This is a genomic window from Bullifex sp. (assembly GCF_034103065.1).
Classification (GTDB): domain Bacteria; phylum Spirochaetota; class Spirochaetia; order Sphaerochaetales; family Sphaerochaetaceae; genus Bullifex.
The window spans coordinates 1-10,617 of sequence record NZ_JAXEGN010000285.1 but is presented as its reverse complement, the minus strand read 5'-3'; the positions used below and the strand labels follow the sequence as shown (position 1 = coordinate 10,617).

The window sequence follows — 10,617 nt, the reverse complement described above, 5'->3', positions numbered from 1 at the left end:
GTAAAAAAGAAATACATATGAAGATGATTAAGACTCCATATGTATTAAAAGTAGCTGTATAAAAAGCAGTAGCGGTGTCATGGATGCACCCGTGGCTAAACTCCACGATGCTCTGGCTATTCAATTGCCGAGTAATTCACTTTTACTCCATATTTATTAAAAAGCTTCAACACATCTTTACTATTATTAACAGTATAGCCAAATGTGAAACGACTATTATGGATAGTCATTGGTTGATGGGTAACACTAACAACTTCTGCCCCTTCTCTTTTAGCTTTCTTTAAGTTTTCTTCAATCCAGGTTAATGTTTCAGGAAGAACTGAGCAAAAGGTTCCATTAGCATTAGTATCTAATGCAAGAATCCAAACTTTATTAGTTAACTTATATAAATAACTTAAAGAGTTTTCATCGCGTATGGAATTACTGTAACCAAAATCTTCATACATTTTTGGAAAATCAACACTTTCAATGCTATCTGTTTCAATTGTTTTTCCATCTCTAAATATATATGCAGAAGAATCTGTATCATGGTTTCCTGGTAGCACTAAAGTAGGAATACCATTATCTATTAGAGGCTGTAGTGTTTGTATTAAATCGCGATGACTTTCAAAAGCACCATTTAAAGTTAAATCCCCACTCAAGATTACGCAATCAGGATTAAGTTTAATCATATCACGCACAAAGGCACTTACAATTTCAGGAGTAAGGTGAGTAACTTTACCATCTGCATTTTTAATGATTGTTAAAAAATGATCATCCATTTCAGCAATCTCATGGGATAAAAAATGAAGATCACTTGCATGGATGATTACACTATCTTTAGCAAATAGCGGGCTTAACAAAAAAAGTGAAATTATTACAAGAATTATTCTTTTCATATTTAGATAAATATTTCAGGGTTTAATGTTATACCACTTTGTTCAAGCATAAAATAAAGTGTTGATGGAACAACTGATGAAAGACCTACACTTGCAATGATATCACCCTTCTCAACTTCACTTCCAACCTTTACTTCAACTCTCTCTAGGTATGCATAAGTTGTCTTATAGCCCTCTTCATGGCTAATTACTACAAATCTACCAAGCTCATCACTTACACCTGCATCTACAACAGCACCTTTACCAGCAGCTGTTACTGGAGTACCTGCTGTTGCAGTTATGTAAATACCCTTTACACTCTTTCCATCTTTTGTTTGACCAAATGATGCTGTGATTGACCCCTTTAATGGAGAGGAGAAGCTAATTGAGGATGCAGAAACTACTCCAATACTCTCAACTGGATCTGGAATAAATAATTCCTGTCCAACCTTAATATTTTCACTCTTTAAGCCATTTAGCTCTTGAAGCTCTTTCCATGTCATATCAAGATCGAAACGGCGTACAATCTTAGATAGCATATCACCATCTTTTACTGTGTAATAAACACCATCACGGTCAGGGATCATTAAAGTAACACCCTTAGTAATTGCTGCAATATTCTTAATTTTATTTACACTAATAATTGTTTCAGGCTTTAAAGAATAAAGCTTGGCAATATCTGTAAGTGTTTGACCTTCTTGAACAACGTGTTCAGTGAAAGTAAGTTTTGAGCTTGGATTAATATCTTGCTTAATTGCTTGAGAAAGCTCTCTTGCTACAACTTTTTCACTTTCTTTAGGTTCAACACTAACACTTTTCTCTTCGACTATCTTTACTTCTTCTTTTACAGTCTCACTTTCTGGTGATACTTTAACTGGTTCTTTTACTTCAATACTAATAGGCTCATGAGATACAACCTTCTCACTCCTCTCTTCCTGAGGAGGTGCAAACAAAAGATACAAGACCACAGCGACTAAACATAGTAGAACACAGAATGCAGCGATCAAGCCAACCTTAGAAGAACTTGACCCTCTTCTACTTCGTGGGTCTGGGTTTAACATATCATCATAACTATCTCTGGCCATTTATTTTTGACAAACCTCTTTAATAAGAATAATATACTTCTTGATGAGTTCCAATAGCAAAAAACTTCCTTTTTTTCTTCTTATCATCACATGTACTCTATTTGTACTACTTTTAGTACACATAGCTTTCATCGTGATACCAAATAAAAATGCACCAAGGTACCATAATCCAGAGGTATCTTCTACCGTTGTCAGGGGTGAGATAACAGATAGAAATGGTAAGCTTTTAGCTATTCAGACAAGTAAGTATAACCTTTATTTCAGATTAAGTGAAATCGATGATTTACCAGAAGCTGCTCTCTTTATTTCTCCATATATAAAAATGAGTCAGCAGGAAATCTTAAAGCGAACTCAAGCATATTCTAAAATTGCACTAATTAAAAGAGGCCTTAGCATGCTGGAAGCTGCTGAGCTTGAGGAAGTATTAAAGCAATCAACATATAAAAATAAAATATATTTAGAGCGTTATGATGGGAGAACTTATCCTTCTTCCTTCCACGCATGTCAAACTATTGGCTTTGTTAATAGTTCAAATGTAGGGTTAGAGGGTATTGAATTATCTTATAACGATTTACTTCTTCCATACCCTGAACTTGGTAATGAAACAACATATGGAGATGATGTTGTTTTAACATTAGATTTAGACATGCAGTATCTATTAGATGTGCAAACTCAGGAAATAAGTGAAACTCATAATCCTGATTATGTTATGGGTATGATCATGGGAGCAAAGGATGGTGAAATCTATGCTATTTCATCTTATCCTTGGTATGATTTAGCAGCCTCTAACACAAGTAGTGATAACGAAAGGATGAATAGATGTATTTCTTACACCTATGAACCTGGTAGTGTATTTAAGATTTTTACTCTTGCTTGGTGCATAGAACAAGGTGTTGATATAAATGAACCATTTATCTGCGATGGAGAGGAAACTTTTACAGTAGATGGTAAGAGCTTTACTATCTCATGTCATGAAGCTCATGGAAAAGTAGATGGTGAAGCCATGATCGAAAAAAGCTGTAATGGTGCAATTTCCTATTGGGTAATGCAAACAGATCAAGAGGCATTTAGAGAGTATTTAACCTCTCTTGGCTTTTCTAAAAAACTTGATTTAAATCTTCCAGGTGTAACATCAGGATACCTTGCTCCACTTTCTAGCTGGTCAAATAGAACTCAAGCAACACTTGCATTTGGACAAGAAATTAGTGTAAATGCACTTCAAGTTGTTACGGCTGCAACAGCATTTACAAATGATGGCTATATGCTCTCTCCTTCAATTGTTAAATGTGTTAAGAACCATAAAAATCAAGTAGTAGAGGAAAACTCATTAACTTATAAAAAAGTTTTTTCAAAAGAAACAGCAGATAAAGTCGTCTCTTATATGGAAAAGGCTGTTGAAAGTGGAACTGCTAAAAAAGCAGGTGCAGAAGGTGTTAAAGTTGCTGCTAAAACTGGTACTGCGGAGATAATTAATGAGGTAACAAAGAGCTATCAAGATGGTTCATCACTTGCATCTACAATTAGCTTCGTTCCGGCCGATGACCCAAAATATATTATTTACTTTGCTGTTTCAGCACCAAAGGGGGATAGCATTTGGGGCGCAAATGTTGCAGCCCCATCTGTATCAGCAATAATTCAAGGTTTAATAAACCAAGGTAAAGTTAGAAGCTCATCTCAAGAGCTTGTTCAATTAAGTAATTGAGCGGCAAGACGCTTAACATCAATTCCAAAACCTTTAAGGTATTCAAGCACAACAGTTGTTGAGGCTTTCTTTAAATCTTGAGGAACCTTTTGGCCACATGTTGCAAAGCTAACCGGTTTTCCAACATCATAAGAAAAGGTTAAGAAAGACCCAATTGATTCAGTCTCATCGAGCTTAGTAACTATTAATGAAGAAATTGAGAAAGCATTATAGCTTTTGTATTGCTTCATCATATCCTCACTCTTTAAATTAGCAGCTAAGGTAAGTAAGAATGATGTTTCACTTTCTTTAAATAGGGATAACAAACCTTTAAGCTTTAAGTTTAGCGCACCATCCTCAGGGCTAATTCCCATGGTGTCGACTAAGACTAAGTCGTAGCTTTTTAGCTTATCTTGAGCAAGTAAAACTTCATCCTCATCTTTAACAAGTAAAACAGGAATATTAAATGCATCACCAAAGGCTTTAACTTGTTCATAAGCCCCTACTCTGTAGCTATCGAGAGTAATAATGGCAACTTTCTTTCCAACGTTTTGATATAAAGAACTAATCTTTGCAAGAGTTGTAGTCTTTCCTGATCCAGTTGGACCTAAGAAAACTACATACTTTTTAGGATGCGCCTGTGATAAATGATCGATACTAACATTAGAGATAATTCTATCAGAAAGCTCTAAAGGAAGGTCTTCTGCATCCCAATTTAAGTCTTCTAATACCTTTTCTCTAAATGGTCCTTTAATATCATTTTCATCTAAAAGACCAGAAACAATGAAACTCTTTTTGTTTTCCTTCTTCTTTAAGTTAGTCTCTAACTTTTCCTCTAGTGTTAATGATTGAGGATCAGGAGTACGAGCTTCCTTTTCAAATTCCTTTAGATCATCTTTTGTTACATTGTTATCTTGGTTGTTAACAGCCCTTTCAGGTGCTAAGTAACAAACAATTTCACATTTATTACGTTTTTTAGCAAAAAGTCCACCCCCGACTGTGAAGTCACGTCGGGAATGGATTCTAACTCTTTCACCGTATTTAACTTTTGCCTCATTGACTGCACTTTCATAGGAGTCAGAGGTAATGGTGATATACTCCATACTTAATTTCCTTTATAGAATATAGCGTGAAAGATCCTGACTTTGAGCGATATCCTTTAATCTCTCATCAACATATTCTGGTGTAATTGTAACAGTCTGACCAACAATTTGATCTGCAGAAAAACTAACATCTTCAAGAAGTTTTTCCATAATTGTATGAAGTCTTCTTGCACCAATGTTTTCATTAGTTTGGTTAACCTCATGAGCGAGCTCTGCAATTCTTCTTAAGCCACCTTCAGTGAACTCAAGATCAACACCTTCTGTTTTAATTAATGCTTTATATTGCATTGTAATTGCATTGCTTGGCTCAGTTAAGATTCTATAAAAATCATCTGCAGATAAATCATTTAACTCTACACGAATTGGGAAACGGCCCTGGAGCTCAGGAATTAAATCAGATGGCTTAGATAGAGAGAATGCACCAGCAGCAATGAACAGGATATTTGTTGTATCAATTGCACCCCACTTTGTTGAAACCTTAGTTCCTTCAACAATTGGGAGAATGTCTCTTTGAACACCTTCTCTTGATACTTCACCTCTTCCACCGCCGTCTCCGCCCCTTTGAGCAATTTTATCGATTTCATCAATGAAGATAATACCCATTTCTTCACATCTAACTTTTGCTTCATCGATTGCTTTCTCAGGGTCTACAGCTTTATCCATCTCCTCTTCTTTAATGATTTCACGTGCTCTCTTAATAGTTACCTTTCTAGTTTTTGGCTTTTGGAAGAGAGAGCTTAATGAACTCATTGCTTCTTGAATATCATCGGTCATATTGCCATTACCCATAACACCAATTTCAACACGTGTTGATGGATTAACTCTCATTTCAACTTCTTTATCTTCAAAAACACCATTTAAAAGAAGCTCTTTAAATTTATCTCTTGTCTGAGTAATGCTTTCTTCCATCTGGTTAGCACCAGCTGATACTGTAGGAAGTAAAAGATCAACAAGACGGTTATTAACTCTTTCACTAACCTCATCTTCCTTACTCTTAGCCATTTCATCTCTAACCATCTGAATAGATGTTGCCATTAAATCTCTAACCATTGACTCAACATCACGACCGACGTAACCAACCTCGGTGTATTTAGTTGCCTCAATTTTGATAAATGGAGCATTTGCAAGTTTTGCAATTCTTCTTGCAATTTCTGTTTTACCTACACCTGTTGGTCCGATCATCATAATGTTCTTAGGATTAATTTCTTCTCTAATAACATCTGGAAGCATCTTTCTTCTTGCTCTATTGCGAATAGCAATAGCAATCATTTTCTTAGCTTCATCCTGGCCAATAATATATCTATCGAGTTCCTTAACAATTTCGCGTGGGAACATTTCATCAAGTTTTTTCATTTAAATAACCTCTGTAATGATATTTGAATTTGTATAGATACAAATCTCTGATGCGATTTTTACACTCTTTTTAGCAATTTCTTCAGCTGATAATTCAACCTTACTATCTAAATATGCTTCTGCTGCAGAACGAGCGAAATCACCACCGGAACCAATTGCAAGGGTATCGCCTTGTGGTTCAAGTACATCGCCAACACCTGAAATTAGAAACATCTTAACACCATCAGATGCAATCATCATTGCTTCTAGATTTCTAAGTTGTTTATCCATTCTCCACTGCTTAGCAAGCTCAACAGCAGCACGAGTTAAGTCACCTGAATATGTCTTTAATTTTGCCTCAAAAAGTTCAAAAAGAGTAAATGCATCTGCAGTTGAACCTGCAAATCCAATTATTACCTTACCATCATATAATCTTCTAACTTTTCTTGCATTACCTTTTACTACTGTATTACCTTGTGTAACTTGTCCATCTCCAGCTATAGCAATGTGACCATTTTTTCTTACACAACAGATAGTTGTTCCTTGCATTTTATATTCTCCTATAACTTTATGCATGTGGGTGCGCTTTATCATAGGTTTCATGAAGGCGCGCCTTAGTTACATGCGTATATATTTGAGTTGTAGAAATACTCTCATGTCCAAGTAATTCTTGAACAACTCTTATATCTGCCCCTCGATCTAATAGATGAGTTGCAAAACTATGCCTTAATGTGTGAGGAGTAAACTCCTTATCAAAACCACAAAGAGAGGCATACTTTTCAAAAATAATATGAGAAGAACTGAAAGGCAACCTGTTTCCTCTATTTGAAACTAGAAATGCCTTTTCAGCTATTTTACCTTTTTCAAGTAAAAAAGCTTCTCTTTGCTTTAGATAATTTTCAATTTCAACAGCTGTCGACTTAGAGAAGAAAAGAAATCTTAGCTTTCTTCCCTTACCTCTAATTAGTACTCTACGCTTTGAAAACTCAAAATCATCAACATTTATCTCTAAAGCTTCACTTATTCTTGCCCCACTATTATAGATGAAAAGAAACATAATATGATCCCTTTCATCGAAAAAATCTTTTCTTGGAATACTAAGTAATTTTTTTACTTCATCTTCAGATAAGAAGGAAGGCAGGTGAAAGCCTCTTTCAGATACTGAAATATCTTGAAAGACATTATGTTTAATAAAACCTCTTTTTACTAAATATGTAAAGTATGTTCTGCCTGCTGTAATCTTTCTAAGTACACTTTTTTGAGCATAATTAGATTTAATTACCCTGATGTAATCACGAGCATCGTGGAGAGAAAATTCATCTACCTTAATATTTTTTTTATCAAGGTATTCGTATAAATCTTCTATGTCCTCCCTATAAGCTGTAATAGTACTATCAGTGAGGTTTCTAACATTTTTTAAATATGTGAGAAAGTCATCAATGTTATCCATACGTTTTGATAATAATCCTATTTATACTTTGAAAAAAAGTAGGTTTTGCTCTTTATCTTTATAAAGATATCCTTTTGGCTCAAGAGTGCACATTCTAAGTAAATCTTGAAAAGAATCAGTTACGAATGCTCCCTCTGCAACTAACCTCCTTGCTCTTTTGTCCTTTAGACTATTTCTATGTAAAACAATATCATTACCTTTATCTAAAGCTAAAAGGGCTAACTCATATTCTCTCTTTGAAAGGGAGAAAAAGACAAGAAGTGGTAAGTTAGAAATTAAAGTATCACAATATCTTTTTGTTTCATAGCTATATTCCTCATTACTTTCAAATGGAGATAGTACTTGGCCTGAGTTTAATACAATTAAGCTTAGTGTTTGCTTATATTTTTTAAGAGCTATTCCAAGTCCCATATCTAGTATAACTCGAATACTTCCATTTGATATAAAAGCACCACTAAGCACTGCATGCTCACTTCCAAATAAAGATCTTATAGTAATGGGATAGCCATTTAACAAAGCTTCAGCACTATATAGCTTTATTAGCTCTTTTTCTTCCTCATTAGGATAGGAGCTACCGATAAAAGCAATTGATGAAGCAACATTCTCACCTATAGACATAAATACTTCACTTTCTTCGGTAGCAAAGCATGGAAAAGTCTTTTCCCCTTTTTCGAGAATCGAAATACCTTGTTTAAGTTCTTTTTTATACACTTCTTGATAATTACACTGTTTTAGTATTCTCATACTAATAATAATAAATTTTTAAAATTTTTTATTTGAAAATCTTATTAATTTATTTATAAACAGTCATAAAAAACTAGAAATAAGCTTTCAAATTTATCATATTAAGTAAAAGAGGTAATTTTAATTCACATTACATTTAAGGGGAGGATAAATTGACTTACTTAGATTTTATTAAAATTTGTGAGAGTCTAAATAAAAAGCGTAAAGATTATAAGATTGGTAAATACATTTACAACAGTAAAACTCATTCTCTCTCTGATGATAACGGTAATATAGTATGTAATAAGGTTGTACATATAGATGACTTAGAGAAGTTTGTAATTGATGAATTTGAGCCTATCATTTTCTATATTGCTGATAATAGAGATGGAGGGTTTAGAAGTACAGTTATTACACCCAATTTAAAGGATGTTTCAGGAGAAATACTTAAGCTTCATAAAGTAGTGGCAAGATGTCCAAGTGAAGTATTAGAAAAGAGTAATGAATGGGAAGAAGTAAAGAATTTCAACAATTGTTAATCATCAGAGAGAGGAGAAAACTCATCAAATACATTTAATAAATCATCACTATTAAGGTGGGTATATATCTGTGTTGTTTTGATATCACTGTGCCCTAAAAGTGTTTGAACTTCCCTTATATTTGCACCATGAGAAAGTAGATGTGTTGCAAAACTATGACGAAGTGTATGGACCGTTGCATTGAGGCCATACATTTGGATTAAGGCATGGTAGCGTTTATGCATTGCCTGTCTTGTGAGCTTTAAACCTCTACGACCCAAAAAGAGTGCATCTTCGCTATCTTTATTCTTTTTTATTCTTCTATCAGCGCTCTTCTTTCTTCTACAAGCTAATATAGGTCTTACGTTTTCAATGTATTCATCCAGGGCGGAAGCAGCAACTTCGCCAACAAATGTAAGACGTTCCTTATTTCGTTTACCAATTACTCTTAATGTTTTTTCATTTCTATCATAGGAAGATAGTGTTAAATCGATTGCTTCACTTATTCTTAAGCCACAAGAATAAATTACTTCAAAAAATGTATAGTCACGAAATGAGAGAAGGTTATCACCCTCTTCATTTTTAAACATCGAAAGTATCTCATCTACCTCATCTTCAGATAGTGTGTGAGGAAGATAATCTTCTTTTTTAGGCTTTTCAAGAAGTAATGCAGGGTTATCTTCTCTAATTTTTTCAATTACTAAGTACCTAAAAAAGGATCTTAATGCAGAGCCTACTTTACTTACTGTTCTAGAGTGCATATTACTAGTGTGAAAAATTACATAGTCCTCAAGCTCATTTAGAGTTAGCTGAGAAATATCTAGTTTTTTCTCTTCACAATAAGATAAGAGGGAGGTCACTTCCCTTGAATAGACCTCCCTTGTTTTTTCCTCAAGTCTCCTTTCATGTTCAAGGTGATCGAGGTAGTCTCTAATTAACTCTTTAGACTGAAAGGATAGATTATTTATCACTATCATCCCCTGAGCGATATCTCATTACAGCAGGAATTGAGTAATCATTTGCTTGAACTCCACGTTTTCCAAGTTGTTGCTGTAAATCCTGCCATCTATTTACTGTGATTGCCTCAGCGTCTGAAACTGCTGGCTTCTGAGGCTGAGGTTGTGGAGAATCTACCTTATTAGCTCTTGAGTCAATGTGCATCTGCTGTTCCTTAGGTTGCTCATTATTGTTAACAAATCTTCTTACAGCAGATTCTGTATCAGATTCACCACCCATAACCTCAGTCTTTGGCTCAAAGCCAGTTGCTACAACTGTTACTTTGATTCTATCACCAAGCTCAGGGTTGAAAGCCTGACCTGCAATAATAAGTGCATCATCAGCACAGTTTTCTGTAATTAACTCAACTACATCTTGGTACTCTTGAAGTGTTAAGTTATCGCTACCTGCTAAGTTAACAAGAACACTCTTAGCACCATCGATAGAAGCATTCTCAAGAAGAGGATTACTAATTGCTTCTTTAGCAGCATCAATTGCGCGATTTGCACCTTCACCAAAGCCAATACCCATTAAGGCATCACCCTTACCCTTCATTACTGTTTTAACATCGGCAAAGTCGATATTAATTTCACCAGGTTCTGTAATTAACTCACTAATTCCCTGAACACCTTGGTAAAGTACATCATCAGCAATTAAGAAAGCTTGCTTAATTGGTGTGTTATTCTCTACTACCTTTAGTAGATATTGGTTAGGAATTAAAATCAAGGTATCTACCTGCTTTCTAAGGCGTTCAATACCAGCTTGAGCAAGCATGAATTTCTTTTTTCCTTCAAAAGCAAATGGTGTTGTAACTACAGCAACAGTTAGTGCATTACAGCTCTTTGCAATTTCAGCAACAACTGCAGCAGCAC

At 34.8% G+C, this 10,617-nt stretch carries 11 protein-coding genes; 2 read left to right on the top strand and 9 right to left on the bottom strand.

The window, feature by feature from the left end; all coding sequences use genetic code 11:
• Positions 1–116 precede the first annotated feature (116 nt).
• Both SOY52_RS10935 and SOY52_RS10930 read right to left on the bottom strand, forming a co-directional pair.
• Positions 117–878 (bottom strand): metallophosphoesterase, encoded by a 762-nt coding sequence (locus SOY52_RS10935; protein WP_320848992.1) that lies wholly within the window; start codon positions 876–878, stop codon positions 117–119.
• A 2-nt stretch (positions 879–880) separates the two neighbouring features.
• Positions 881–1,942, bottom strand: a complete 1,062-nt coding sequence (locus SOY52_RS10930) for a peptidoglycan DD-metalloendopeptidase family protein (protein WP_320848991.1) — start codon at positions 1,940–1,942, stop codon at positions 881–883.
• A 43-nt stretch (positions 1,943–1,985) separates the two neighbouring features.
• On the opposite strand from SOY52_RS10930, the gene SOY52_RS10925 reads away from it, so the two are divergent.
• Entirely contained in the window at positions 1,986–3,644 is a 1,659-nt protein-coding gene (locus SOY52_RS10925; RefSeq protein WP_320848990.1) for a penicillin-binding protein 2, read from the top strand.
• Here the strand turns inward: SOY52_RS10925 and SOY52_RS10920 are convergent.
• Genes SOY52_RS10920 through SOY52_RS10900 form a run of 5 tightly spaced genes read right to left on the bottom strand, consistent with a single transcriptional unit; the run spans position 3,629 to position 8,252 of the window.
• Positions 3,629–4,726 carry a hypothetical protein gene (locus SOY52_RS10920; RefSeq protein ID WP_320848989.1) on the bottom strand — a complete coding sequence of 366 codons (1,098 nt, stop codon included), beginning with the start codon at positions 4,724–4,726 and terminating at the stop codon, positions 3,629–3,631. The two genes, SOY52_RS10925 and SOY52_RS10920, sit on opposite strands and share 16 nt — an antisense overlap.
• A gap of 12 nt (positions 4,727–4,738) precedes the next feature.
• The gene (gene hslU / locus SOY52_RS10915) at positions 4,739–6,079 is read right to left on the bottom strand and encodes an ATP-dependent protease ATPase subunit HslU (protein WP_320848988.1); all 1,341 of its coding nucleotides are present in this window, start codon (positions 6,077–6,079) and stop codon (positions 4,739–4,741) included.
• On the bottom strand, positions 6,080–6,607 hold the full coding sequence (gene hslV / locus SOY52_RS10910) for an ATP-dependent protease subunit HslV (protein ID WP_320848987.1): 528 nt from the start codon (positions 6,605–6,607) through the stop codon (positions 6,080–6,082).
• 19 nt (positions 6,608–6,626) lie between these two features.
• On the bottom strand, positions 6,627–7,508 hold the full coding sequence (locus tag SOY52_RS10905; RefSeq protein WP_320848986.1) for a tyrosine-type recombinase/integrase: 882 nt from the start codon (positions 7,506–7,508) through the stop codon (positions 6,627–6,629).
• Between the two features lie 21 nt (positions 7,509–7,529).
• Positions 7,530–8,252 (bottom strand): hypothetical protein, encoded by a 723-nt coding sequence (locus tag SOY52_RS10900; RefSeq protein WP_320848985.1) that lies wholly within the window; start codon positions 8,250–8,252, stop codon positions 7,530–7,532.
• A gap of 152 nt (positions 8,253–8,404) precedes the next feature.
• On the opposite strand from SOY52_RS10900, the gene SOY52_RS10895 reads away from it, so the two are divergent.
• Positions 8,405–8,770: a hypothetical protein gene (locus SOY52_RS10895; protein ID WP_320848984.1), complete on the top strand. Its 366-nt coding sequence runs from the start codon at positions 8,405–8,407 to the stop codon at positions 8,768–8,770.
• Here SOY52_RS10895 and SOY52_RS10890 read toward each other — a convergent pair.
• Together SOY52_RS10890 and SOY52_RS10885 are read right to left on the bottom strand one after the other, a co-directional pair.
• Positions 8,767–9,720: a tyrosine-type recombinase/integrase gene (locus SOY52_RS10890; protein WP_320848983.1), complete on the bottom strand. Its 954-nt coding sequence runs from the start codon at positions 9,718–9,720 to the stop codon at positions 8,767–8,769. The genes SOY52_RS10895 and SOY52_RS10890 overlap by 4 nt on opposite strands.
• Positions 9,710–10,617: cell division protein FtsZ (locus SOY52_RS10885; protein WP_320848982.1), on the bottom strand; the 908-nt coding region annotated here is incomplete at its 5' end. The genes SOY52_RS10890 and SOY52_RS10885, both read right to left, overlap by 11 nt.

Bases quoted from the DNA above. Each gene is read 5' to 3' on its own strand.
- SOY52_RS10905 (WP_320848986.1), bottom strand. From the start codon at position 7,508: ATGGATAACATTGATGACTTTCTCACATATTTAAAAAATGTTAGAAAC.
- hslV (WP_320848987.1), bottom strand. From the start codon at position 6,607: ATGCAAGGAACAACTATCTGTTGTGTAAGAAAAAATGGTCACATTGCT.
- SOY52_RS10925 (WP_320848990.1), top strand. From the start codon at position 1,986: ATGAGTTCCAATAGCAAAAAACTTCCTTTTTTTCTTCTTATCATCACA.
- SOY52_RS10935 (WP_320848992.1), bottom strand. From the start codon at position 878: ATGAAAAGAATAATTCTTGTAATAATTTCACTTTTTTTGTTAAGCCCG.
- SOY52_RS10930 (WP_320848991.1), bottom strand. From the start codon at position 1,942: ATGGCCAGAGATAGTTATGATGATATGTTAAACCCAGACCCACGAAGT.
- SOY52_RS10900 (WP_320848985.1), bottom strand. From the start codon at position 8,252: ATGAGAATACTAAAACAGTGTAATTATCAAGAAGTGTATAAAAAAGAA.
- hslU (WP_320848988.1), bottom strand. From the start codon at position 6,079: ATGAAAAAACTTGATGAAATGTTCCCACGCGAAATTGTTAAGGAACTC.
- SOY52_RS10920 (WP_320848989.1), bottom strand. From the start codon at position 4,726: ATGGAGTATATCACCATTACCTCTGACTCCTATGAAAGTGCAGTCAAT.